Below are 23,507 nucleotides of genomic sequence, written 5' to 3'. Positions count from 1 at the left end.
GAGAGCTACCTGGCATAGGTGAAGCCTCCGAACTGCTCGACAGCCTTGCTGATCTCGTCCGCTGTGGAGGCCGCGACATCGCCGGGGACGGGGGCCGGGCCGTCCTTCTGCGAGTCGGCGGTGACCTTCCACTCGTTGCCCAGCCACCGCAGGTCGAAGGTCCAGGTCTTCCAGGTCGTCCGCACCGGGTTCGTCGAGTCGGGACCGGACATCCCGATCAGGCCCGTGTACCAGACCGACACCTTGGCCGTGTCTCCCGAGAGGTTCTCCACCTTGGTACCGACCGGGATCGTGCGGGTGACGAACGTGCTGCCCTGGGGAGGGTTGCCGTCGGCGTCCAGGCCCAGCTTCTGGAGGAACGCCGTTGAGTACGCGGCGTCTTGCGGACCCTTGAGCTTGCCCGCCGCCTCAGAGGTGTAGACGGTGTCGACGATGCTGTGCCGGCTGTCCTGTTTGAACATGCCGTCGGAACCGAGCGCCACCGCGTAGTTCGCCGCCGCGCTCGCCGCCCCCTGCTCGTTCCGTGCGAACCCCGAGGGGATCTCCCCGTTCTTCCCCGTCACCGGCTGGACCCCCGTCGCCGCCGTCGGATCCGCGCCCGGTCCCGACGCCGCGCCCTTGCCGCCGCCGGAGGCGTCGCCCCCGCCGCCGCGGTTCGCGAACGCGATAGCCGCGATGAGCAGGACCACGACGCCCACCACGGTGATGAGCGAGCGCGAGCTGCGCGCCGGGCGGCGGGGGCCGCCGTACATGTCGCCGCTTCTGCCGTCGGGCAGACGGGTACGGGTCTGGCCCGTACCGCCGAAGCCGTCGTCCGTACGGCCCGAGTCGCCGCCGTAGCCGTGCTCGTCGCCGAAGCTCATGCCGCGTACGCCCCCTCAGCCGTTTGCGATTCCGCGGTGCCCGCGGGGTCCACGTAGTACGACGGTAGCCGTGCTGGTTCCCGCGCGGGCGCGGTGTGGTGACTCGACATCAGGGAGACGCAACCTCAGCCGGTGGGTGCGACGGACGGGTGGTGTTGAGGGTGAACCCGGGCACGCCCGGACAGAGGGAGACGGAAGGGGACGGAGGGAGGAGGGGCGGGAAGAGGTGGACGCGGGTCAGACGGCCATCCCGTACACGATCGTGAAGAGTGTGCCCAGCGAGCCGATGATGAAGACGCCGGTGAGTCCGGCGACGATCAGGCCCTTGCCCTGCTCGGCACTGAACGTGTCCCGGAGCGCTGTCGCTCCGATCCGCTGCTTGGCCGCACCCCAGATCGCGATGCCGAGGCAGAGCAGGATGGCCACGGCCATCACGACCTCGATCATGATCCGGGCCTCGTTCCCAAGTGTCCCGAAAGGACCCCAGTTCGGGGCGATGCCACCGATGATGGTGGTGATGTCGCCCTTTTCGGCCGCCAGGTACATGTAACTCACCGCCCCTGTTGGGTCGTTCACGCCCGAGCCCCCATGGCACGGGTCACTCTCTATCTTCGCTGATGGAACCGCCCTCGTAAGCCGCTTGGCGGCTCTCTTTACCCGATCCCCGCACATATGACCGACGACGGTGCCCCGATCAGTCACGGATCGGGTATGCGAGTACGCGTATGGTTACTCTGTGTATCACGGAGCGTGACTCCGGGCAATGACTGTCGTTGTTACACCTTTGTGGTCCCGGGCACGTCCGAGGCGCCTCAAGACGGCGTCGGGTGATCGCCAGTCCCTCCGGCTGCCGCTTCTCGCCCACCGTACGAGTGAACTTGGCACCGTCGACGTGCTCTTCGGCCAACCGCCGGATGCCCTTGGCCGCAGGCATCCGCCCCGTACGTACCCCCTCTGGCGCCGCGCTCGCGTGCGGGATTCCTCTGTATCCGGCTTTGGGAAAGTGCCGTCGAGATCCCGGGCGGGGGCGGGCCGAGGAACGGACAGGACGGACAGGGGTGTGCGGCATGACGGGACATGGGGAGCTCTCGGAGCATTCGACGTACTCGGAGAACTGGCAGAGGCTGATCGATATGACCGGGGGCGTGCCGGCTCCGCGCGTTGGGGGCGACGGCGGCGGCGCTGGTGGCGGTGCGGGCTTGAGACACAGCGGCGGGCCGTGGATCCGGGCGGCGGAGGCCGCCGAGGGGCTGCGTACGCAAATGGGTCAGGTGAGAGCCGAGTTCGCCGCCGCGCATGAGGGGCTGGCCGCCGGTACGGAGGGTCTGGACGTCGCGGCAGTGCTGCGGACGGCGCGTATGTCGTGGGAGCGGCGCATCGAGACGGCGATGGGGGAGTGCGCGAGTCTGGCGGAGCAGCTGCGCGCGGTCGCGGAGGACTTGGGCGAGACCGACGAGGTGATCGCCGCGACCTTCGCGAAGGTCGCCGGTGGTGGTGGACGGTGAGAGGGGCTGTGCGCGCTGCTGTGGGCGAGGCGCTGACGTGGGGTCAGTTGGGTGCGGTGAGGTGTGCGGCGCTGGAGGGGGCGGCCGACGGCTGGGGCACGGCGAGCAACCGCGCGGACGCGGCACGGGACCGGATCGACAAGCAGCTGGTCGCGCGTCTCGCCGCGACGCAGGAGGGCGAGGCGGTGGACGCGGCCGTGGCGCGGCTGCGCGGTCTGAGCCGTAACTTCCAGTACGTCTACACCGAGTGCGGATTGGTCCGTACGACCCTGAACAGCCTCGCCGACGAGCTGAGGGCGCCTCAGCGGAGGCTGCGGGAGGCACTGGAGGACGCGCGCGGTCTGAAGTTCGCGGTCCATGAGGACGGTTCGGTGAGCTATCCGGCGGCGGGCGAGAACATCCTGACGCGGGAGAAGCTCCCGGGAGGCACGGCCGCCGGCAGCGCGGTATCGCCGCTCCTGGCCCCGCCGCAGGCGCTGACGAACCCGAACCCCCACGCGGCGCGGGCCCAGGAGATCGCCGACGCCATCGCGCGAGCGGTCGGTGAGGCGAGGGAGATCGACGCGCGGTACGCACGCGCGCTCCGGAAGCTGACGGCGCGGGACGGTCTGCACGTCACCGACGCCATGTGGGCGGACGTGAGCGGAGACGCGACGGCGGTGCGCGGGCTGGCGGACGAGTACCTGAAGGACGCCATCCCGATGGACGGGTCGCCCGCGGAGCGGAAGGCGTGGTGGGACGGACTGACGCAGGAGCGGCGCGAGGAGTACTTGGCGGTCTTCCCGGGGGAGATCGGGAACTTGGACGGGATCCCGGCGGAGGTGAGGGACGCGGCCAACAGGGACAACTTGCGGTTGCTGATCGGGAGGTTGGAGGGATTGGAGGGACGGGACGGAGAGGGACGGGGCGGGGAGGACGAACGGGTGGAGACGCGGTTGGCGGGGCTGAGAGCGATCGACGAGCAGTTGCGGGCCGGCGGGAATCCGCCGATGTATCTGCTGGGGATCGGGGACGAGGGGAATGGGCGGGCGATCGTCTCGTACGGGAATCCGGATACGGCGAGGAATGTCTCGGCGTATGTGCCGGGGCTGGGGACGGCGCTGGACGAGGAATTCGTGCGGAATGATCTGAAGAGGGCGCGGGATACGGCGATCGGGGCGCAGGAGTACGACCGTTCGAGCGCGTCGATCGTATGGCTCGGGTACGACGCTCCGCAGTTGTCCGCCGCGGACATCACGGGAAATACGGATGTGATGTTCGCCGATCAGGCACGGGTCGGGGCGGTCGCGTACAACGAGTTCATGTCGGGCATCTCGGCGACGAATGAGAACGACGATCCGCATGTGACGGCGGTCGGGCATTCCTATGGTTCGCTCACGGTCGGCCAGGCCGCGCAGCGGCCGGGTGGGGTGCCGGGGGCGGACGACATCATTCTGCTGGGCAGCCCGGGGACGGGCGCGAGGTCCGCGGACGAGTTGGGCGTGGGCAGGGAGCATGTGTTCGTCGGCGCGGCGGAGAACGACCCGGTGACCGCGATGCCCGCCAAGATCGAGGCGCGCGGTATGGCGACGGGCGCGGCCAGTGGGGCGGTGGTGGGCGCCGCGTTGGGCGGTCCTGTTGGGGCGGCGGCGGGGGCTGTGGGCGGGGGCGCGGCGGCGTACTTCGCGCAGGACGCGCAGGCCGATGGCAGGGAGATCTGGTACGGGACGGATCCGGCGCATGAGGCGTTTGGGGCCCAGCGGTTCAGGGTGGAGGACGGGCCACGTCCCGTCAGGGACGGCGGAGGTTTTGCCGCGCACGCCAACTACTTCAATCCCGATGCGGATGAGGAATCCGCCGACAACATTGCTTTGATCGTTGCCGGTCGTGGAAGCGAGATCAGTACTCAGGAGCGTCGATGACCAATACGCGACTCGCCTCTATTGCGATCTTGCTGGCACTCGTCAATGGATGCAGCGCTCCTTCCGATACTGGACATCCAGAGGGGAAAACTTCTGACATGGATATGCGGCGGGCTGCTGAGGAAGCAGATGTGATCATGCAGCGCACCCTCTCGGGTGTGAAGCCGGAACTGCGGTGGAACCACGGCCCTTCGAACGATAAGATCTGCACCGACGTCAAAAACGATTCGTCGGGGACTGGTTCGGTAAAGCGCCGGATTGCCATCATGACGATTGTTTCCAAAGAGCGACGTGGAAATCTGCTCGGCGTGGTGGAGCGCGATTGGACTGCTCGGGGCTATCGGATTACCAGTGTGCGGGCAAGTGGTGAAGTGCCCGCCATCTTCGCTGCGACACCTGACGATTTCCGAATGAGGGTGGCCGTGGGAGGCGGAGGCCAGTTCTTCTTCTCCATCACCACCCCATGCTTCGCCGAATCGGCGGTGCCCGATCCGGCGACCGAGCCGAACACCCCGCAACGCGCGGGTGACTACCCGCAGCCGCCCGACGTCCACGACGACTTCTGGTCATCCAAGGCGCCTCTTTCGACGTCCTCGTCGTCCGCCTCCTGATCCGTCCCCTCCGCGCCTACACTGGCCCACGACAGTGGCCCTGACGCGGAGGGTGTGTGACGGTGCGTAAGACATGGCTCCTCGTAGCCGCTGTCGGGGGGCTGGGGTTGAGCTTCGTCGCTCTGCTCGTCGTCGGGACCTACTCCGCCGCCGCCGGGCTCGTCGGGGGTGTGGGCGGGGGCGGGCGGGCTGTGGGGTTGGCCAAGGGGGCCGTGCCTGCCGCTTATCAGCCGCTTGTGCAGCAGTGGGGCAATCTCTGTCCCGCCATCAACCCCGCTCTGCTCGCCGCGCAGTTGTACCAGGAGAGCGGCTGGAATCCGAGCGCCCAGAGCCCCGCCAACGCCAAGGGCATCGGGCAGTTCATCCCCGGTACCTGGGAAGCCCATGGCATCGACGGGAACAAGGACGGGACGCGGGACATCTGGGATCCGCGTGACGCGATTCCCTCGGCCGCCTCGTACGACTGCGAATTGGCCGGATACGTCAAGGACGTGCCCGGTGATCAGACCAGCAACATGCTGGCGGCGTACAACGCCGGGGCGTACGCCGTCATCAAGTACGGCGGTGTGCCGCCGTACCGGGAGACGCAGAATTACGTCAAGGTCATCCGGACGCTGGAGAAGAGCTTCGCCAGGCCCATAGGGCGGGTCGAGCCCTCGAAGCAGGCCGCCGCGGCCATCTACTTCGCTCAGCAGAAGCTGGGAACGCCCTATCTCTGGGGTGGGAACGGGACCGCCGATCAAGGCGGGCGGTTCGACTGTTCCGGGCTGACGCAGGCCGCGTACCGGACCGTGGGGATCGAGCTGCCGCGGGTGGCCAATGATCAGTACAACGCCGGCGAGCATCCCTCGCGGGAGGAGCTGCTCCCCGGTGACCTCGTCTTCTTCTCGGACGATCTCACCAATTCGCGGGCGATCCGGCACGTGGGGTTGTACGTGGGCGGCGGGTACATGATCAACGCGCCGTACACCGGGGCCGTCATCCGGTTCGACAAGATCGACACCCCGGACTACTTCGGGGCCACCCGCGTCACCGCGGACGGCGCGAAATCGCTGCCGACCGACCTGCCGCCGAACCGGCCGCCCGCCTGATCGCAGAGGGGTGCGGCAGCCTCCCGTGGCCGGATCTCTCCGTCCGGGCGCGGCCCTGAGCTGCGACTATGTGTCACTCTTCGATAACGTCATGGTGATCGTTCGGTGGAGAGCGGAACGTACGCGGCGCGCAGGCCGTTCCCTGGACGACAGCTGCGGTACTGATCACGCAGCATGTTCCGTACTGACCACGGGGGTTGGTAGAGGCATCGCCCACGAAGGTGTGGCGCGGCAGGCGACAAGAAGGCAAGGGGCCGCAGCAGATGGCTGGACTCGTACTGGATGGGTCGAACCCCGACGTCAGCCTGCTCTACGACATCAATGGACTGGCCAAGGACGCCCCCACGTGGTTCGACCGCGTGATGGAGTTCGTCGGTGAGTACGGGATCATGTTCGGGCTCGTGCTCATCGGGCTCTGGGGCTGGTGGAGCGTGCGCAAGCGCGGGTCCGCGGAGGACTCGGTCACGGCCGTCGCCGGGCTGGTCTGGGCGCCGCTCGCCGCCGGGATCGCGCTGCTGATCAATATCCCGATCCGGGGCTTCGTCGAACGGCCGAGACCGTTCCTGGACCACAAGGGCCTGGAGGTCCTGGTGGCGGGCAAGACGGACTACTCGTTCGTCAGCGACCACGCCACGATGGCGATGGCCCTCGCCGTCGGCGTCTTCATCGCCCACCGCAAGCTCGGTCTCGCCGCGATCGGCCTCGCCCTCCTCGAAGGCTTCTGCCGCGTCTACATGGGCGTCCACTACCCGACCGATGTCATCGGCGGCTTCGCCCTCGGTACGGCGGTCGCCCTGCTGCTCACCCCGCTCGCCCTGGCCCTGCTCACCCCGCTGGTGTCGGCGGTCTCCCGGTCGCCGCGCGTCGGGTGGTTCGTACGGTCGCGGGCCGCCCGCGAGGCGGACCTGGCGGCCGGTACGGGCGCCGGGTCGGTCGGCGGGACGCGGCCCCTCGAAATCCCCGAGCCGCGCCCCGACGACAACAACCTCGCGGCCTGAGCCGATCACGCCCCGTCCCCGTCCCGGTCCCGGGACGCCCTAGTAATCCGCGACCGCGCTGACCACCACATTCGAGTCCCAGTGGCCATTGGCGTCGATGACTCCCCCGCAGGTGATCAGCCGTAGCTGCGGGGTCGGCACCGGGCCGTAGACCTGTTCCGTGGGGAATCGTTTCGTACGGTACGTATCGACGGTCGTCACCCGGAACGTCAGCCGCCGCCCGTCGCCCAGCTCCGTCTCGATCGAGTCGCCGGGGCTCAGCCGGCCCAGCTTGGCGAAGACGGCGTTCTTGATGTTGTCGCGTCCGTTGCGGACCGGGACGGTGCCGGGGTTCGCCGGGGCGTCCCGGTGGCCGATCAGGACCGCCGGGCCGCGTTCGCCGGGGCGTGGTCCCAGGGCGAACCAGCCGACCTTCATCGCGTTCCGGAACCCCGGCGCGTCCAGCGTGCCCTCGTCGTCGAGCGCGAGCGGCAGGACCTCCGCCCGCACACCGAGCGCCGGGATGCGCAGTCGTACGGGGGCCGACGGCAGGTCCGTGACCTGGACGGTACGGGGTTCGTGGAGGGCCGGTGTCCGTGGCGCGGGCCGGAGCGGGAACATATGCAACAGTACGGCGGCCGTCGCGCACAGGGTCGCTATGACGAAGAGGGCCTTGATCGCCGTGGTCGACCTGGCCGACTTGACCGGCTCGGCCGCCGTGGCCGAGCCTGTCCTGCCGTCGCTGCTGGATATACCGCCCCGACCCGCCTTTCCGGTCAGTGCTGTCCCCCCGTCGAACGGCGCTGGAATCGGCGCACTACGAGGATCGTTCCGGCGGAGGCCGCGGCGGTGGCGCCGATGGCCAGGGAGAGTTCGGCCGCGCCGGAGCGTCCCGACGAGTCGGCGGCGGCCATATGGTCCGCGCCTCCGCGCGCCGCGCCCGACGGCGTGATCTTCAGGGCTCCGACCGAGGGGGTGGACGTGGCGGTGGTCGTACGGGGGACGGTGGCGGTGGCCGTACGGGTCGGGGTCACGCGGGCGGCGGGGGTGGGTGCCTTGGTCGCCGGCTTTGCCGGTGCCTTTGTCGCCGCCTTGGTGGGTGCTTTTGTCGGCGCCTTCGTCGGTGTCTTCGCCGCGGGCTTTGTCGCCGCCTTGGTGGGGGCCTTGGTGGGTGCTTTCGTGGGGGCCTTCGTTGCGGCCTTGGTGGGGGCCTTGGTGGCTGCCTTCGTAGGTGCCTTTGTGGCGGCACGTGTCGGAGCGGGGGTCGCCTTGGTCGGCTTCGGCTTCGGCTTGGGTGTCGGCGTCACCGCCGGCTTCGCCCTGGACGTGGACGATGTCGTCCCCGACACCGTCGGGTCCGGGTCCGGGCCCGCGCTCAGCGGCAGCACCATCGCGGTGCCGTTCGGGGCGACGAGAGTGAAGCCGTCCACGTGCTGCCCGCGTGGCAGGTGCGGCTGGTCCTTCGTGTAGTAGTACAGCGGGTGCGTGTTGTAGATGACCTGGGGCTCGTCGCTGTTCTCCGCGTTCAGCACGGTCTGCGCGGTGTCGTTCGTGACACCCCGCGCCTTTGTCGGATAACCGACCGCGGCCGGCCAGACGTCGGCGCACTCGCCCACACAGTCCGGGTTGTCCGGTTCATCGGCCGTCCGCATATAGAGCGGATTGCCGAACCTGTCCGCGAGCACCCTGCCGACGGCGGTGTTGAGGAGGGTCAGCTGACCCGGTTCGGTGGGCCTGTCCACAGCTGTGGCGGCGCCGCCGCCGAGCGCGAGAAGGAGAACGGTCGCCGCGGCGAGCGCGGCTATCCGGGGTCCGTGTCCGTGCATGGCTACGCCCTTGCGAGTCGGGATGTGCCCCCCTGCTTGTCGGCCCCCCGCCTGCTGGTGCCGCGACCGGGCAGACATCGCGGGGAGGGGTGCTGGACGAGTAAGTCCGGAGTCCCGTCTGCCCGGGGGCGGACGACGCTACTTCGGGCTTACTCGTCTAGGTACAGGCCATCGTCAACTGGCCCTTATGGCCACCTCGGTGAGCCGTACGGGGTACGGAAGACAGCTGACGACTTTTACAGCGCCTGCGGGAAGTCGAACAGGCGGTCAGGGTCGTACCGCCTCTTCAGCCGCGCCAGCCGGTCCGCGGCGGCGCCGTAGTACGACGTGCGCCAGTCGGACAGCGCCGGGTCGGTGTAGTTCTGGTACGCCGCGCCCGAGGCGTGCCGGCGCATCGATCCGTGAGTGTTTTTCAGCCATGCCCGCTGGACCGATCCGGAGGTGCCCGGCTCCCAGCCGGCGATGTACTGCGCCAGCACCCGCGAACCTCGGTGGACGAAGGCCGTCGCGAGCGGGTCCACGCGGTTGACCGCGCCGCCGAGCGCGGTGAGGGTGAGGGAGCCGCTGCCGCCCCCGGACGCCGGGAGCAGGGTGAAGGTCTCGGAGGCGGAGAGGAGGGCACGCCGGCCGGCGGGGGAGAGCGGGCGGACGTAGAAGTCGGAGGCGGCGGAGTACGTCTCGCGGCGGAGCACGCCCTCTTCGCTGCGGCCGGGGGCCGTACCGGGCAGCCGGCACTGCTCCTCGGTGAAGCCGGAGCAGCCCGCGTAGATCAGCATCGCTTCCTCGTAATCGCGCTGCCGTACCGAGATGGAGCCGGCCGGGCCGGGCCCGCCCGGGCCGTCGGCGAGCCGGTCGAGCGCGTTCTTCAGCTCGTCCTCGCCGCCGAGGGAGAAGGCGGAGAGGGACAGCGTCGGGGCGACGCCGCCCGGACCCGCGTCGAGATGGAGCGAGGACCAGATCTCGTCCGGCTGGTCGGGGCCCCACTCCTGCCAGGCGCCGAGCAGGGCGTCGGCCTTCGACCACGGCCAGCTCGCGAAGGCGACGACGGCCGGGGGCGCCGGGTGCGTACGGAAGCGCAGCTCGGTGACGACCCCGAAGTTGCCGTTCCCCGCGCCGCGCAGCGCCCAGAAGAGGTCCGTGTGCTGCTCGGAGTCGGCGGTCAGCCGCTTGCCGTCGGCCGTGATGAGGGTGGCGGAGGCGAGGCTGTCGCAGGTGAGGCCGTAGGCGCGGGTGGCGACTCCGTGTCCGCCGCCGAGGGTGAGCCCGGCGATGCCGACGGTGGGGCAGGACCCGGCGGGGATCGTACGGCCCGCGTCCGCGAGGGCCCGGTAGACATCGGCGAGCCGGGCTCCGGCTCCGATCGTGCCGTCCGTGGCCGCGTCCCGAAGTGAGTCGAGCCGCGTCACGTCGATGACGAGCCGGCCGTTGCCGCTGGAAAAGCCCGCGTAGGAGTGGCCGCCGCCGCGGATGGAGACGGGCGTGCCGTGTGTCCTGGCGAAGGCGAGGCACTCCTTGATGTCGTCCTCGCCCTCGGCATAGGCGATGGCCGCGGGCCTCAGGGTGTCGAAGCGGGTGTTGTAGAGCTGCCGGGCCGTCTCGTACGCGGCGTCGTCGGGCCGTACGAGATCCCCGTCGAGCCCCCTCGCCAGCGCGTCCCAACTCGGTGCGCCGGCCGGGGATGTTGCCGTGGGGCTCTGGGTGGTCGCTGTGGTCGTACCGCCACCCGCGCTGTTCTTGCCACTCGAACCGTCCGTACCGCCATTGGTGCACGCGGTCGTCGTGGCGGCGGTGACCAGGAGGCCGGCCGCGGCGGTGAGAAGCGTGCGCCGTTCCATGGGGCGACCTCCTTGCGACGGCGACCGGTGCGGGGCGCGCGGGCGGTGGCCCGCGGTACGGGACGAGTCACAGGGAGTACGGGGTTCCGCGGCGGGACGTTCAGCGGTGGGACGTTCAGTGGCACGGCTTCCGCCTCAGCTCTCCGCCGTCCGGTTCGCGGCGTGGTTCGCGGCGTCGGTACGGGCGAGATCGCGCGATCTGCGGGCATGGCCGGACCAGCCGCACGTGCAGCGCGCCGTGCAGAACGAGCCGCGCTCGACGGTCGTGGCCTCGTGGGGCGGCGGGAGGGAGCGGGAAGAAACCCGGGGGGAGTTGGAAGTGGCCTTGGAGGAGGCCGGAGATGAGGCGGCGGTGGGGGGATCAGAAGTGTCTTGCTCGCACACATCTCCACGGTACCGGGGTGTGCGCGTCCCGTAACCGGGACCGGCGTGACGAGGAACGCCGGGCGTCGTTATCCGGAACGGGTGGGCTTCGGACAAGCGGCGGTCAGGCGTTGGGGGTTGGCAGGCGATGGTGGTGCAGCAGCACAGACGCAGGGGCGTGGCGTTCGCCGTCGTGACCATGGCGGGGGTCGTGGCCACGACCGCCGGCTGTTCCGGGAGCGGTGGGGCCGCGGCCGACGAGCGGCCGGGCAGCGATCCCGCCGCTGTGCGGAGGGCGGCCGACGCGCTGCTCGCGGCGGGCAGTTCGAAGGCCAGTACGTCCATGGAGATGGCGGCCGGCGGGACGCGCGTGACCATCCGGGGCGAGGGCGGCTACGACTTCGGCAAGCGGATGGGCCGCCTCCGGGTCGTACTGCCCAAGGAGCCCGCGGGCGCGAGCGAGCACCGGCCGATCACCGAACTGCTCTCGCCCAGCGCGCTGTACATGAAGAATCGCGGGGCCGGGGTGCCCGCCGACAAGTGGGTCAGGGTCGACTCGACCACACTGGAGGACGGGAATCTGGTCACGGGCGGGGCGACGGATCCGCTGACCGCGGCCGAACTGCTGCGTGCCGCCAGGAATGTGACCTTTGTCGCCGAGCAGGATCTCGCCGGCACCCGCGTGTGGCACTACAAGGGCGTCACCGACATCGGGCGGGCCGCGAAGGCCGCTTCGGCGTACGCGCGCGGGGCGCTGGGCGCGGCGGCGAAGGGGTTCGGCGAGGACGTGGTGCCGTTCGACGCGTATCTGGACGACGCCGGGCGGCTGCGCAAGGTCAGGCACCGGTTCAGCTATGTCAATCAGGGGCGTACGGTCGCGGTCGCCTCGACGACGCTGCTGTACGCGTTCGGGGAGCGGGTCGCCGTCACGCTGCCCCCGCAGGGCGACATCTTCGCCGGCGAGATCAAGTCCTGAGCCCGAGCCCGGCTGAATCGGCAAGATCAAATCAAGCCGTAACCACAGAGGACCAAGGCGGAAATGGTCCAGACGTGCCATGCGCGGTGTGTATCACGCTCCCTACGCTAGGAAGTCGACACCGGCAGGAAGAGGTGAATGCACGTGGCTCTGTTGCGCACGCCGAACGTCCAGGACCACGTGGCCCTCGCCGAGATCGAGTGGTGCGGGGAGTTGATGATCGCGGCGTCGGCCGCGGACGGGGAACGGCTCAGCCCGGACCGTATCGACGAGGTGCTGAACGTGAGGGCTGAGCGGCCCGCCGCCCCTCGCCATCCAGGGACGTCCCGGGGGCCGCGGCGAAGAGACTCCTGCGGGGAGTGACCGCCGGAGCGAGCGCCGGGGCCGCCCCCGGCGCTGGGGCGGCCGGCGTCTTGTACGTCGGGCCGGCGTCACGTACGTCAGGTATGTCGCGCACGTCACGTACAACTGACGTGTCGGGTACGTCACAGACGCGTCCGACCTGTCCGGTACATCAGGTACGTCAGGTACGCAGCAGCCGGGCGATCGCCTTCGTCGCTTCCTCCACCTTCGCGTCGATCTCCTCCCCGCCCTTGACCGCGGCGTCGGCCACGCAGTGGCGCAGGTGCTCTTCGAGGAGCTGGAGCGCGAAGGACTGGAGGGCCTTCGTCGAGGCGGAGACCTGGGTCAGTATGTCGATGCAGTAGACGTCCTCGTCGACCAGCCGCTGGAGGCCGCGGATCTGGCCCTCGATCCTGCGCAGCCGCTTGAGGTGCTCGTCCTTCTGCTTGTGGTAGCCGTGCACCCCGCGGTCGTGATCGGTGGTGACGGCGTCGGCGGTGCCCGTCGCGCCGGCCGCCTCAGTGGTCGTCATCGCGTCCTCCCGTTGTGCTGTCAGCTGATACCGATGATTGATGCCGATGGTGCTGTCCGAAAAGGGGTGTATACCCTACCTGGGTATATGTTACCCGTCTCTGGGTACAGGGGCAGGGGCCTGTGGTTCTCGGCTTGCCACCATGAGTGACACTGGGAACTTGCCGGTTAGCCGTGGCCGGATGTTGCGCCTAGCATCACCCCTGACCGAATCCCATGTAACCCGAGGACCCCACGTGCGATTTCGTCTGACCCCCAGGGAGACGAGCTTCTATGACATGTTTGCCGCGTCCGCGGACAACATCGTCACGGGCTCCAAGCTCCTGATGGAACTCCTCGGGGCGGATTCCTCCGCCCGGGCCGAGATCGCGGAGCGGATGAGGGCAGCGGAGCACGCGGGCGACGACGCCACTCACGCGATCTTCCATCAGCTCAACTCCTCCTTCATCACGCCGTTCGACCGCGAGGACATCTACAGCCTCGCGTCCCAGCTCGACGACATCATGGACTTCATGGAGGAGGCCGTCGATCTCGTCGTCCTGTACAACATCGAAGAGCTTCCCAAGGGTGTCGAGCAGCAGATCGAGGTGCTCGCCCGGGCCGCCGAGCTGACCGCCGAGGCCATGCCGCATCTGCGGACGATGAACAACCTCACCGAGTACTGGATCGAGGTCAACCGGCTGGAGAACCAGGCGGACCAGATCCACCGCAAGCTGCTGGCGCACCTCTTCAACGGCAAGTACGACGCCATGGAGGTGCTCAAGCTCAAGCAGGTCGTCGACGTGCTCGAAGAGGCCGCCGACGCGTTCGAGCACGTCGCGAACACGGTGGAGACCATCGCGGTCAAGGAGTCCTGAACCACGTGGACACCTTCGCGCTGATCGTGACCATCGCTGTCGCGCTCGGTTTCACCTACACCAACGGCTTTCACGACTCCGCCAACGCCATCGCCACCTCGGTCTCCACCCGGGCACTGACCCCGCGTGCGGCTCTGGCGATGGCCGCGGTGATGAACCTCGCGGGCGCGTTCCTCGGCCAGGGGGTCGCCAAGACCGTCAGCGAGGGCCTGATCGCCACGCCGCACGGATCGCGGGGGATGGGCATCCTCTTCGCCGCGCTGGTCGGCGCGATCGTCTGGAACCTGGTCACCTGGTACTTCGGGCTCCCGTCCTCGTCCTCCCACGCGCTGTTCGGCGGCATGGTGGGCGCGGCGCTGGCCGGCGGGACCGAAGTCATCTGGACCGGGGTGCTGGAGAAGGTCGTCATCCCGATGTTCGTCTCCCCGGTCGTCGGTCTGGTCGCCGGTTATCTGGTGATGGTCGCGATCATGTGGATGTTCCGCAGGGCCAACCCGCACAAGGCCAAGCGCGGTTTCCGGATAGCCCAGACCGTCTCGGCGGCGGGTATGGCGCTCGGGCACGGTCTGCAGGACGCGCAGAAGACGATGGGGATCGTGGTGATGGCCCTGGTCATCGCCGATGTGGAGGACTCCGGCGACGCGATCCCGGTCTGGGTGAAGATCGTCTGCGCGCTGATGCTGTCCCTCGGTACGTACGCGGGCGGCTGGCGCATCATGCGGACGCTCGGCCGGAAGATCATCGAGCTGGACCCGCCGCAGGGGTTCGCGGCGGAGACGACCGGCGCGTCGATCATGTTCGGCTCGGCGTTCCTGTTCCACGCGCCGATCTCCACGACGCATGTCATCACCTCGGCGATCATGGGTGCGGGGGCGACGAAGCGGGTCAACGCGGTCCGCTGGGGGGTCGCCAAGAACATCATTCTCGGCTGGTTCATCACGATGCCGGCGGCGGCCCTGGTCGCAGCGCTGAGCTTCTGGATCGTGAACCTGGCCTTCGGCTGACGGACGCGATGCCTTTCCCGGCCGGGGGTCCGGGGGTTGCCCCCCGGGGGATGCGGTTGGATCGTGAACCTGGCCTTCGGCTGACGGGCGCGATGCCTTTCCCGGCCGGGGGTCCGGGGGTTGCCCCCGGGGGATGCAGTTGGATCGTGAACCTGGCCTTCGGCTGACGGACGCGATGCCTTTCCCGGCCGGGGGTCCGGGGGTTGCCCCCGGGGGATGCGGTTGGATCGTGAACCTGGCCTCCGGCTGAGAGGCGCGTCTCGTACGTCATGCCTCGCCGGCGCCGTATCGGCAAAGAAGTGGGCCCGCCCCCCTGGGAGAGGGGGCGGGCCCTTCGCCGTGCGGTGGCACCGCCATGCAGCACCGCAGGACGGCTGTCGCCTATCCGAAGCGTCCGGAGATGTAGTCCTCGGTCGCCTGCACGGACGGATTGGCGAAGATCCGCTCGGTCTCGTCTATCTCGATGAGCTTGCCGGGCTGGCCGACGGCGGCCAGGTTGAAGAACGCCGTACGGTCCGACACCCGCGCCGCCTGCTGCATGTTGTGCGTCACGATGACGATCGTGAAGCGCTCCTTCAGCTCCCCGATCAGGTCCTCGATGGCGAGGGTGGAGATCGGGTCGAGGGCGGAGCACGGCTCGTCCATCAGCAGGACGTCCGGCTCGACGGCGATCGCGCGGGCGATGCACAGACGCTGCTGCTGGCCGCCGGAGAGGCCGGAACCGGGCTTGTTCAGGCGGTCCTTGACCTCGTTCCAGAGGTTCGCGCCCTTGAGGGACTTCTCCACGACCTCGGCCAGCTCGCTCTTGCGGACCTTGCCGTTCAGCCGCAGGCCCGCCGCGACATTGTCGAAGATCGACATCGTCGGGAACGGGTTCGGACGCTGGAAGACCATGCCGACGGTACGGCGCACCGCGACCGGGTCGACATTCGCCCCGTACAGGTTCTCGTCGTCCAGCAGGACCTTGCCCTCGACCCGGCCGCCGGGGGTGACCTCGTGCATGCGGTTGAGGGTGCGCAGGAAGGTGGACTTGCCGCAGCCGGACGGGCCGATGAAGGCCGTCACGGAGCGGGGCTCCACGGTCATCGAGATGTCGTCGATGGCCCGGTGGGAGCCGTAGTAGGCGGTCAGACCGCTGACGTCGATTCGCTTGGCCATGTCAATCACTGCTTCTTTCGTGGCCCCGCGCGGCGGAGCCGGATATCGGGCCTCAGCGGCCGGTCTTCGGGGCCTTCCAGCGGGCGATGCCGCGCGCCACCAGGTTGAGGATCATGACGAACGCGATGAGCACCAGGGCCGCGGCCCAGGCACGGTCGATCGAGGCCACCTCGCCGGCCTTGTACTGCTCGAAGATGTAGAACGGCAGCGAGGACTGCGCACCCTGGAAGGGGTTCGGGTTGATCAGCTGGCTGCCGAAGACGAGGAGGATGATCGGCGCGGTCTCACCGGCGATACGCGCGATCGCGAGCATCACGCCGGTGGTGATACCGCCGATCGCGGTCGGCAGGACGACCTTGAGGATCGTGCGCCACTTCGGTACGCCGAGGGCGAGCGACGCCTCGCGCAGCTCGTTCGGTACGAGCTTGAGCATCTCCTCGGTGGAGCGGACCACGACCGGGATCATCAGGATCGCCAGCGCGAGCGCGCCCATCAGACCGGACGGCTTGATCTCGGTCATCAGCATGATCGACAGGATGAAGAGACCCGCGACGATCGACGGGATGCCGGTCATGACGTCCACGAAGAACGTGACGGCCCTGGCCAGCGCGCCCTTGCCGTACTCGACCAGATACACGGCGGTCAGCAGGCCGATCGGCGCCGAGATCACGGTGGCGATGCCGACCTGCTCCAGCGTGCCGATGAGCGCGTGGTAGACACCACCGCCCACCTCGGCGCTGGGCACACCGGCCATGGAGTGGGACAGGAAGTACCCGTCGAGGACCTCGATGCCGCGGCTGATGGTCGTCCAGAGCAGCGAGAACAGCGGGATGACGGCGAGGACGAAGCAGACCCAGACGACGCTGGTGGCCAGCCGGTCCCTGGCCTGGCGCTGATTCTCGACGGTCGACGTGACGACGTACGAGATGACGACGAAGGCGATGACCGCGATCAGGCCCCACTGGACCTTGCTGTCGAGACCGGCGGCGGTGCCGATGCCCACGCCGACGAGGATGCCGAGGAGGGCGAAGCCGGCCGGTGCCCAGCGGGGGAGGCTGCGCTGGCTGAGGCTGCCGGGCCCGCCCGGGGGCGGTACGGGGGTCGGTGTGTCCTGAACAGCTGCGTGGCTCATGCGTTGGCCCCCGAGTACTCCTTGCGGCGCGCGATGATCAGACGGGCCGCGCCGTTCACCAGCAGGGTGAGGACGAAGAGGACCAGACCGGAGGCGATCAGGGCGTCGCGCCCGAACTCATCGGCCTCGTCGAACTTCGCCGCGATGTTCTGGGCGAACGTGCCGCCGCCCGGGTCGAGCAGATGGAGCGAGATCAGATAGTTCGGCGAGAGGACCGTGGCGACGGCCATCGTCTCGCCGAGCGCGCGGCCGAGTCCCAGCATCGACGCGGAGATGACTCCGGAGCGTCCGAAGGGCAGGACCGAGAGTCGGATGACTTCCCAGCGGGTGGCGCCCAGGGCGAGCGCCGCCTCCTCGTTCATGCGCGGGACCTGGAGGAAGACCTCGCGGCTGACGCTGGTCACGATCGGCAGGATCATGATCGCCAGCAGGATGCCGACGGTGAGCATATTGCGGGCCACACCGGGCTGGGTCTGGTCGAAGATGTACGTCCAGGCGAAGTACTGGTCGAGCCAGGAGTTGAGGCCGTCGAGATACGGCACGAGCACGAGCGCGCCCCAGATGCCGTAGATGATGCTCGGCACGGCGGCCAGCAGGTCCACGACATAGGCGACGGGCGCGGCCAGTCTGCGCGGCGCGTAGTGCGAGATGAACAGCGCGATGCCGACAGCGATCGGAACCGCGATGACCATCGCGATGATCGAGCTGACGACCGTGCCGAAGAGCAGGACCGCGATGCCGAAGACCGGCGGGGACGCGGAGGGGTTCCAGTCGAACGTGGTGAGGAAGTTGCCCTCGTCCTTGGAGATGGCGATGGCGGCGCGGTAGGCGAGGAACCCCGCGATCGACGCCATGATGACGAGCAGCAGAATGCCCGAGCCCTTGGAGAGGCCCGAGAAGATCTTGTCGCCCGCACGCCCGGTGGAGGTGCTCGCCGACGGCGGCTCGGCCTGCGGGGCCCGCGGGGGCGGTGGGGTGTCTATCGATGTGGTGGAAGCCATGATCTTTCCGGTCTGTGTGGGGGAGGGCTGGCTCCCCTGGCGGCGGTGCACCGGATGAGGCGGAGGCCGCCGGTCCGGAGAGATACGCCGGACCGGCGGCCGTCACCTGTTGTTCTGTGGTTACGAGAGGGAGGCGACCGTCTCGCGGACCTTGGCGTTGATCTCGGCCGGGATCGGTGCGTAGCCGGCCTCGGAGAGCAGCTTCTGGCCGTCGGCGCTGGCGGTGTAGGTCAGGAAGGACTTGACCGTGGCCAGGGTCTCGGGCTTGTTGCCCGTGTCGCAGGCGATCTCGTACGTCACCAGGACGATCGGGTAGGCACCGTCGGCCTTGGTGGTGTAGTCGAGGTCGAGGGCCAGGTCCTTGCCGGTGCCCTTGATCTTGGCGGCGGCGATGGCCTTGGAGGCGTTCTCGGAGGTCGCCTCGACCGGGGCGCTGGCGCCCGTGTCGATCTTGACCGTCGAGATCTGCTGCGAGGTGGCGTAGGAGAGCTCGAAGTAACCGATCGAGCCGTCGACCTGCTTCACCTGGGTGGCGACACCGGAGGAGCCGGAGGCCGCCTGGCCGCCGGGGGCGGGCCACTTCTTCTCGGCCTCGTACTTCCAGTCGGACGTGGCCGTGGCGCCCAGGTACTTGCCGAGGTTCTGCGTGGTGCCGGAGTCCTCGGAGCGGTGGAAGGCCTGGATCGGCTTCTTGGGGAGCTTGGCGTCGGGGTTGAGCGCCTTGATCGCGGCGTCGTCCCAGCTCTTGATCTTGCTGTCGAAGATCTTGGCGAGCGTGGGGGCGTCGAGGACGAGGCTGTCCACACCCTCCAGGTGGTAACCGATCGCGATCGGTCCGCCGACCATCGGCAGGTTGATGCCCTGGCCGCCGGTGCAGATCTTCTTCGAGTCGGCGACCTCTTCGGGCTTCAGCGCCGAGTCGGAGCCGGCGAAGCCGACCGTGCCCTGGTTGAAGGCGACGATGCCCTCGCCGGACGACGAGGACTTGTAGTTGACCTCGACGCCGGTGCAGGTGGCCATGTAGTTCTTGACCCAGAGGTCCATGGCGTTCTTCTGCGCGCTGGAACCGGACGCGAGCAGCTGGCCCTTGGCGTCCTTGCACACCGCGCTCGACGCGGCGGGGGCCTTCGAGCCCGAGCCGTCGGGGGTGTTGTTGTCCGAACCGCACGCCGTGAGAACCAGGGCGCCGGAGACGGCGAGGGCACCGAGCGCGGTGGCGCGCAGCCCGTTCTTGCGCTGAAGCTTCACTTCGGGTGTTTCCTTCCAGGAGCCGCCGGTCTGTGTCTTTGTACGGCGGCGTGCGTCGGGGTGGCTGGTGCGGCACTGTGACCGTCACCGTGTAAGGCCGAAATTAGGCAGATCAGGTGAAGCCGTCGACGGGGGCGAGTGAACGGAAGGTGAACCTCGCGGGGCGGTGTGGTTCTGACGGGCGTGGGGTTCACCCGGCCGGTCCATGGGGGGTGCGTACGGGGTACGAGTGCGCTCCGGGGCGCGAGGGGCGCGCGGCCGTGCGCGGCGCTGTGGCGCGTACGGCCGCTACGTCGCGTGCAGCGCGTTCAGGAGCGCGTCGACCAGCAGCCGGTCTCGGGGCTGCGTCAGCCGGTCGCGGGCCTCCGGTGGGGTCAGCCACGCTATGAGGTCGACCTCGTCGTTCGGAATGAACGTCCCGTCCGTCGCCTCGGCCGCCCAGTACGTGACCTCCTTGGGGCGCCCCTGGGCCAGATAGCGCACGGTGCCGAGCCGGACCCCCGGCACGCAGTGGTGGCCGGTCTCCTCCAGGACCTCGCGCAGGGCCCCGGCCAGCGGGTCCTCCGCACGCTTGAGCTTGCCCTTGGGGTGGGACCAGTCGTCGTACTTGGGGCGGTGCACCAGGCAGATCTCCGTACCGCCGTCCCCGTACGGCGAGCGGCGCCAGAGCACGCACCCGCCCGCGCGGACGATCAGCTGCCTGCGGCCCTCGGGCCCTGAGCGCCCCTCAGGACCCGTACCCGGTCCGGCGCCCGGCGTCGCGGTCACCGTGCCACCGCCGTCTTCTGCCACGCCTGCTGGAACGCGAAGCGCGCCGCCTCCACCTCGTGGCGCTGGTCCGCGTGCAGCACGCCCAGGGCGTACGCCGTCGTCGGCGCGATCCGCGGGGTGCGGGCCGCGTTCGCCGCCGCTGCCGCCGCCTCGGCCGCGTCGCGGTGCCGGTCCAGCGCCTGGCCCGCGCCCAGCAGTACCGGGTCGGGGGCGCCGCCGGGGCACCACACCTCCTGGGCGTACCGGTGCAGCCGCAGCAACTGCCGTACGTGATGCCAGGGGGCGTCCTGCGCCTCGCCCTCCGACGAGGTCGCCAGGCCGTGGACCAGCGCCTCCGCGTTGTACGGATGCGCGGCCCGCGCCAGCGGCAGGGCGGCGACGGCGTCCAGCAGCTGCCGCTCGGTGGCGTCGCCGGGTCCTGCGAGCACCTCGACGGCCGGGGCGCTCGCGAGCGGTGCCAGCGGTACTTCGGAGGCCAGTACGGCGACCGCGTCCGCCACCGCGTGGAAGCGGGACGAGCCGAGCGCCTGGAGCGCCGCCGAGTGGGCGCGCGTCCGGGCGAGGGTCAGCTGCCGCTCCAGCAGCGCGCCCGCGCGGGACGCGCCGACGGTGAGCGTCCCGGGCGGCGGCCCGCCGGGCTCGGCCTCCGGACGCGCGCCGGGTACGGAACCGAGCGCGGAAGCCGGTACGGCGACGGGCACGGGCGCCGCGCCCGAGAGCCTGGCCAGCGCCCCCACCAGCCGGTGCAGCCGGGCCGTACAGGCGTGCTCCTGGGCCAGCGTGCCGGACAGCCAGCCCAGTTCCGTACGGAGCTGGTCGGCCCAGCCGGGGTCAAGCAGCGGCCGGAACGTATGCAGACCGCCCCCGATCCTGCGCGCCGCGCCGCGCAGTGCCAGGGCGGCCGAGTCGGCCGCCGCCGTGTCCGCGCCGCTCTCCCCGTACAGCCGCAGGCCGCGCAGGAAGTCACCGGCGTGGGAGTGCAGATAGCCGGCCAGGACCTCGCCCGCGGTCAGCCCGTCGGGGCCGGACGCGGTAAGCCGGTCGGTGTCCACTTCATGGTGCTGCACGCCGGCGCCTCCGGGCGTCTATGAGCATTTCCTGTACGTTCCGCAGCGGCTGGCCCTCCGCATCCGTGGAATGCCGGGTCCAGTTGCCGTCCGCGCCGAGGTGCCAGGAGGACGTGGTGTCGGACATCCCGGTCTCCATCAGCCGGGTTATCGACGCGCGGTGGGCCGGATCGGTGATCCGGACGAGGGCTTCGATACGGCGGTCGAGATTGCGGTGCATCATGTCGGCGCTGCCGATCCAGACCTCGGGCTCCCCGCCGTTGCCGAAGGCGAAGATCCGGGAGTGCTCCAGGAAGCGGCCGAGGATCGAGCGGATCCGGATGTTCTCGGAGAGGCCGGCGACCCCGGGCCGTACGGCACAGATCCCGCGGACCCAGATGTCCACCGGCACCCCTGCCTGCGAGGCCCGGTAACAGGCGTCGATGACCGCTTCGTCGACCATCGAGTTGACCTTGATACGGACAGAGGCCGGGCGGCCGGCGCGGTGGTGCGCGACTTCCTTGTTGATCCGGGAGATGAGTCCGTCGCGCAGGGACTTCGGGGCGACCAGCAGCCGCCGGTAGGTCTCCCGGCGCGAGTAGCCGGACAGCCGGTTGAACAGGTCGGACAGATCCGCGCCGACCTGCGGGTCCGCGGTGAGCAGGCCGAGATCCTCGTACAGCCGCGCTGTCTTCGGGTGGTAGTTGCCGGTGCCGACATGGCTGTAGCGGCGCAGGGACTCGCCCTCCTGCCGTACCACCAGCGAGAGCTTGCAGTGCGTCTTCAGCCCGACCAGGCCGTAGACCACATGGCAGCCGGCCTCCTCCAGCTTGCGCGCCCACTTGATGTTGGCCTGCTCGTCGAAGCGGGCCTTGATCTCGACGAGGACGAGGACCTGCTTGCCGGACTCCGCGGCGTCTATCAGCGCGTCCACGATCGGGGAGTCGCCGGACGTGCGGTACAGCGTCTGCTTGATGGCCAGGACGTCCGGGTCGGCCGCGGCCTGCTCCAGGAAGGCCTGGACGGAGGTCGAGAACGAGTCGTACGGGTGGTGCAGCAGTACGTCGCGGTTGCGCAGCGCGGCGAAGATGTCGGGCGCGGAGGCGGACTCCACCTCGGCGAGCTGGCGGTTCGTACCCGCGATGAACTTCGGGTACTTCAGCTCGGGACGGTCCAGCGACGAGATCCCGAAGAGCGCGGTGAGATCCAGCGGCCCCGGCAGCGGATAGACCTCGGCGTCGGTCACCTTCAGCTCGCGCACCAGCCGGTCCAGGACCTCGGGCGCGATGTCCTCCTCGACCTCCAGCCGCACCGGCGGGCCGAAGCGGCGCCGCATGAGCTCCTTCTCCAGCGCCTTGAGGAGGTTCTCGGCGTCGTCCTCCTCCACCTCCAGGTCCTCGTTGCGCGTGACCCGGAACATGTGGTGCGCCAGCACCTCCATCCCGGGGAACAGCTCCTCCAGGTGGGCCGCGATCACGTCCTCCAGCGGCACGTACCGCGAAGCGGACGCCTCCAGGAAGCGGGAGAGCAGCGGCGGCACCTTGACCCGCGCGAAGTGACGGTGGCCGCTCACCGGGTTGCGTACGGTCACGGCCAGGTTGAGCGAGAGGCCGGAGATGTACGGGAAGGGGTGCGCCGGGTCCACGGCGAGGGGCGTGAGGACCGGGAAGATCTGCTGGCGGAAGAGCGTGAAGAGCCGCGCCTGCTCCTTCTCGGTCAGCTCGGGCCAGCGGATGATGTGTATGCCCTCGTCGGCCAGGGCCGGCGCGACATCCTGCTGGTAGCAGGCGGCGTGCCGGGCCATGAGCTCGCGCGAGCGGGTCCAGATCAGATCCAGCACCTCGCGCGGCTGGAGGCCGGAGGCGGAGCGGGTGGCGACACCGGTCGCGATGCGCCGCTTCAGCCCGGCCACCCTGACCATGAAGAACTCGTCCAGGTTGGACGCGAAGATGGCGAGGAAGTTGGTCCGTTCGAGGAGCGGCGTGGTGGGGTCCTCCGCCAGCTCCAGGACCCGTTCGTTGAACGCGAGCCAGCTGCGCTCGCGGTCGAGGAACCTGCCCTGGGGCAGGTCGGTGCCGTCCGGACCGCTCTCCTCCTCGTACGCGTCCAGGTCGGCGTCGAGATCGGGTTCGAGGTCGGAGCTGGTCGCGGCCACGGTGTGGGGCCGGTGGGCGGCTATGAAGCCGACGGACGGCTGGGGGTGCTGGACCGGTACCTCGGCGGGCTGCTGGCTCATGTCCCTATTGTTCCGCGCCGAGGGCACGACGGGCGCGTCGGAGAGAGCAGGGGCGAGATGGATCCTGCCGTTGGTCCTGCCGTTCGGCGTGGGGGGCACAGCGGGCTGCATTCAGAGAGGGTCGCAAGAGCGTCTGAATGGCTGGTAACGGCGACATGACGTGAAGGGAAGCGGGACGGGGCTCCCCGGGGGCGGTGTGCCTCCGGGGAGCCCCACCGTAGCCGTGGGTGAGG

The 23,507-nt window shown here is 69.5% G+C and carries 22 protein-coding genes; 9 read left to right on the top strand and 13 right to left on the bottom strand.

The features are described from left to right. Positions 1–5: 5 nt before the first annotated feature. Both IF11_RS0122475 and IF11_RS0122470 read right to left on the bottom strand, forming a co-directional pair. Positions 6–863, bottom strand: coding sequence for a DUF8175 domain-containg protein (locus tag IF11_RS0122475; RefSeq protein ID WP_030353485.1), 858 nt, complete (start codon positions 861–863; stop codon positions 6–8). Between the two features lie 237 nt (positions 864–1,100). Next, positions 1,101–1,409, bottom strand: coding sequence for a hypothetical protein (locus tag IF11_RS0122470; protein WP_030353484.1), 309 nt, complete (start codon positions 1,407–1,409; stop codon positions 1,101–1,103). Positions 1,410–1,930: 521 nt separating this feature from the next. On the opposite strand from IF11_RS0122470, the gene IF11_RS36885 reads away from it, so the two are divergent. The 5 genes from IF11_RS36885 (at position 1,931) to IF11_RS0122445 (ending at position 6,969) form a co-directional block, all read left to right on the top strand. Beyond that, complete coding sequence (locus IF11_RS36885) at positions 1,931–2,368, top strand: hypothetical protein (protein WP_063759210.1); 438 nt, start codon at positions 1,931–1,933, stop codon at positions 2,366–2,368. 8 nt (positions 2,369–2,376) lie between these two features. Then, positions 2,377–4,269 (top strand): alpha/beta hydrolase, encoded by a 1,893-nt coding sequence (locus tag IF11_RS0122460; RefSeq protein WP_030353482.1) that lies wholly within the window; start codon positions 2,377–2,379, stop codon positions 4,267–4,269. Continuing rightward, positions 4,266–4,880 carry a hypothetical protein gene (locus IF11_RS40995; RefSeq protein WP_133243290.1) on the top strand — a complete coding sequence of 205 codons (615 nt, stop codon included), beginning with the start codon at positions 4,266–4,268 and terminating at the stop codon, positions 4,878–4,880. The genes IF11_RS0122460 and IF11_RS40995 overlap by 4 nt, the downstream gene beginning before the upstream one ends. Before the next feature lie 62 nt (positions 4,881–4,942). Continuing rightward, positions 4,943–5,971: a C40 family peptidase gene (locus IF11_RS0122450; RefSeq protein ID WP_030353480.1), complete on the top strand. Its 1,029-nt coding sequence runs from the start codon at positions 4,943–4,945 to the stop codon at positions 5,969–5,971. A gap of 263 nt (positions 5,972–6,234) precedes the next feature. Continuing rightward, positions 6,235–6,969, top strand: a complete 735-nt coding sequence (locus IF11_RS0122445) for a phosphatase PAP2 family protein (RefSeq protein WP_030353479.1) — start codon at positions 6,235–6,237, stop codon at positions 6,967–6,969. 39 nt (positions 6,970–7,008) lie between these two features. Here the strand turns inward: IF11_RS0122445 and IF11_RS0122440 are convergent, their stop codons facing one another. From IF11_RS0122440 to IF11_RS0122435, 3 genes are all read right to left on the bottom strand, one after another. Further along, positions 7,009–7,569 (bottom strand): sortase domain-containing protein, encoded by a 561-nt coding sequence (locus tag IF11_RS0122440; RefSeq protein WP_051746133.1) that lies wholly within the window; start codon positions 7,567–7,569, stop codon positions 7,009–7,011. 155 nt (positions 7,570–7,724) lie between these two features. Then, positions 7,725–8,774: a COG4315 family predicted lipoprotein gene (locus tag IF11_RS40265; RefSeq protein ID WP_051746132.1), complete on the bottom strand. Its 1,050-nt coding sequence runs from the start codon at positions 8,772–8,774 to the stop codon at positions 7,725–7,727. A gap of 236 nt (positions 8,775–9,010) precedes the next feature. After that, a complete protein-coding gene (locus IF11_RS0122435; protein WP_030353477.1) occupies positions 9,011–10,609 on the bottom strand; it encodes an FAD-binding oxidoreductase in 1,599 nt (532 codons plus the stop codon). 511 nt (positions 10,610–11,120) lie between these two features. Here IF11_RS0122435 and IF11_RS0122430 point away from each other — a divergent pair. Together IF11_RS0122430 and IF11_RS0122425 are read left to right on the top strand one after the other, a co-directional pair. After that, entirely contained in the window at positions 11,121–11,948 is an 828-nt protein-coding gene (locus IF11_RS0122430) for an SCO4651 family lipoprotein (protein WP_030353476.1), read from the top strand. Positions 11,949–12,086: 138 nt separating this feature from the next. Continuing rightward, the gene (locus IF11_RS0122425) at positions 12,087–12,311 is read left to right on the top strand and encodes a hypothetical protein (RefSeq protein ID WP_030353475.1); all 225 of its coding nucleotides are present in this window, start codon (positions 12,087–12,089) and stop codon (positions 12,309–12,311) included. A 160-nt stretch (positions 12,312–12,471) separates the two neighbouring features. Here the strand turns inward: IF11_RS0122425 and IF11_RS0122420 are convergent, their stop codons facing one another. Then, the gene (locus IF11_RS0122420; RefSeq protein WP_030353474.1) at positions 12,472–12,822 is read right to left on the bottom strand and encodes a metal-sensitive transcriptional regulator; all 351 of its coding nucleotides are present in this window, start codon (positions 12,820–12,822) and stop codon (positions 12,472–12,474) included. Positions 12,823–13,057: 235 nt separating this feature from the next. On the opposite strand from IF11_RS0122420, the gene IF11_RS0122415 reads away from it, so the two are divergent. Together IF11_RS0122415 and IF11_RS0122410 are read left to right on the top strand one after the other, a co-directional pair. Further along, entirely contained in the window at positions 13,058–13,678 is a 621-nt protein-coding gene (locus tag IF11_RS0122415; protein ID WP_030353473.1) for a DUF47 domain-containing protein, read from the top strand. 5 nt (positions 13,679–13,683) lie between these two features. Continuing rightward, positions 13,684–14,682: an inorganic phosphate transporter gene (locus tag IF11_RS0122410; protein ID WP_030353472.1), complete on the top strand. Its 999-nt coding sequence runs from the start codon at positions 13,684–13,686 to the stop codon at positions 14,680–14,682. Between the two features lie 381 nt (positions 14,683–15,063). On the opposite strand, the gene pstB is transcribed toward IF11_RS0122410, so the two are convergent. The 7 genes from pstB to IF11_RS0122375 form a co-directional block, all read right to left on the bottom strand. Then, a complete protein-coding gene (gene pstB, locus IF11_RS0122405; protein WP_030353471.1) occupies positions 15,064–15,840 on the bottom strand; it encodes a phosphate ABC transporter ATP-binding protein PstB in 777 nt (258 codons plus the stop codon). Positions 15,841–15,892: 52 nt separating this feature from the next. After that, complete coding sequence (gene pstA / locus IF11_RS0122400; protein ID WP_030353470.1) at positions 15,893–16,972, bottom strand: phosphate ABC transporter permease PstA; 1,080 nt, start codon at positions 16,970–16,972, stop codon at positions 15,893–15,895. Then, positions 16,969–17,973 carry a phosphate ABC transporter permease subunit PstC gene (gene pstC / locus IF11_RS0122395; protein ID WP_030353469.1) on the bottom strand — a complete coding sequence of 335 codons (1,005 nt, stop codon included), beginning with the start codon at positions 17,971–17,973 and terminating at the stop codon, positions 16,969–16,971. The genes pstA and pstC overlap by 4 nt, the downstream gene beginning before the upstream one ends. A 120-nt stretch (positions 17,974–18,093) precedes the next feature. Then, positions 18,094–19,221 carry a phosphate ABC transporter substrate-binding protein PstS gene (pstS, locus tag IF11_RS0122390; protein WP_030353468.1) on the bottom strand — a complete coding sequence of 376 codons (1,128 nt, stop codon included), beginning with the start codon at positions 19,219–19,221 and terminating at the stop codon, positions 18,094–18,096. Between the two features lie 288 nt (positions 19,222–19,509). After that, positions 19,510–19,917 (bottom strand): NUDIX hydrolase, encoded by a 408-nt coding sequence (locus IF11_RS0122385; RefSeq protein WP_030353467.1) that lies wholly within the window; start codon positions 19,915–19,917, stop codon positions 19,510–19,512. 68 nt (positions 19,918–19,985) lie between these two features. Further along, on the bottom strand, positions 19,986–21,059 hold the full coding sequence (locus IF11_RS0122380) for a CHAD domain-containing protein (RefSeq protein WP_030353466.1): 1,074 nt from the start codon (positions 21,057–21,059) through the stop codon (positions 19,986–19,988). Further along, positions 21,046–23,274, bottom strand: coding sequence for an RNA degradosome polyphosphate kinase (locus IF11_RS0122375; RefSeq protein WP_030353465.1), 2,229 nt, complete (start codon positions 23,272–23,274; stop codon positions 21,046–21,048). Before IF11_RS0122375 ends, IF11_RS0122380 begins: the two co-directional genes overlap by 14 nt. Between the last annotated feature and the right edge of the window lie 233 nt (positions 23,275–23,507).

This window comes from Streptomyces scopuliridis RB72 (assembly GCF_000718095.1).
In the GTDB taxonomy this organism is placed as follows: Bacteria; Actinomycetota; Actinomycetes; order Streptomycetales; family Streptomycetaceae; genus Streptomyces; species Streptomyces scopuliridis.
Note: the sequence above shows the minus strand (reverse complement) of the source record. Positions and strands in the feature narration are given on the sequence as shown.

Coding starts and splice junctions, on each gene's coding strand:
- IF11_RS0122475 (WP_030353485.1), bottom strand. CDS start 863: ATGAGCTTCGGCGACGAGCACGGCTACGGCGGCGACTCGGGCCGTACG.
- IF11_RS0122470 (WP_030353484.1), bottom strand. CDS start 1,409: ATGTACCTGGCGGCCGAAAAGGGCGACATCACCACCATCATCGGTGGC.
- IF11_RS36885 (WP_063759210.1), top strand. CDS start 1,931: ATGACGGGACATGGGGAGCTCTCGGAGCATTCGACGTACTCGGAGAAC.
- IF11_RS40995 (WP_133243290.1), top strand. CDS start 4,266: ATGACCAATACGCGACTCGCCTCTATTGCGATCTTGCTGGCACTCGTC.
- IF11_RS0122445 (WP_030353479.1), top strand. CDS start 6,235: ATGGCTGGACTCGTACTGGATGGGTCGAACCCCGACGTCAGCCTGCTC.
- IF11_RS0122440 (WP_051746133.1), bottom strand. CDS start 7,569: ATGTTCCCGCTCCGGCCCGCGCCACGGACACCGGCCCTCCACGAACCC.
- IF11_RS40265 (WP_051746132.1), bottom strand. CDS start 8,774: ATGCACGGACACGGACCCCGGATAGCCGCGCTCGCCGCGGCGACCGTT.
- IF11_RS0122435 (WP_030353477.1), bottom strand. CDS start 10,609: ATGGAACGGCGCACGCTTCTCACCGCCGCGGCCGGCCTCCTGGTCACC.
- IF11_RS0122430 (WP_030353476.1), top strand. CDS start 11,121: ATGGTGGTGCAGCAGCACAGACGCAGGGGCGTGGCGTTCGCCGTCGTG.
- IF11_RS0122425 (WP_030353475.1), top strand. CDS start 12,087: ATGCACGTGGCTCTGTTGCGCACGCCGAACGTCCAGGACCACGTGGCC.
- IF11_RS0122420 (WP_030353474.1), bottom strand. CDS start 12,822: ATGACGACCACTGAGGCGGCCGGCGCGACGGGCACCGCCGACGCCGTC.
- pstB (WP_030353471.1), bottom strand. CDS start 15,840: ATGGCCAAGCGAATCGACGTCAGCGGTCTGACCGCCTACTACGGCTCC.
- pstA (WP_030353470.1), bottom strand. CDS start 16,972: ATGAGCCACGCAGCTGTTCAGGACACACCGACCCCCGTACCGCCCCCG.
- pstC (WP_030353469.1), bottom strand. CDS start 17,973: ATGGCTTCCACCACATCGATAGACACCCCACCGCCCCCGCGGGCCCCG.
- IF11_RS0122375 (WP_030353465.1), bottom strand. CDS start 23,274: ATGAGCCAGCAGCCCGCCGAGGTACCGGTCCAGCACCCCCAGCCGTCC.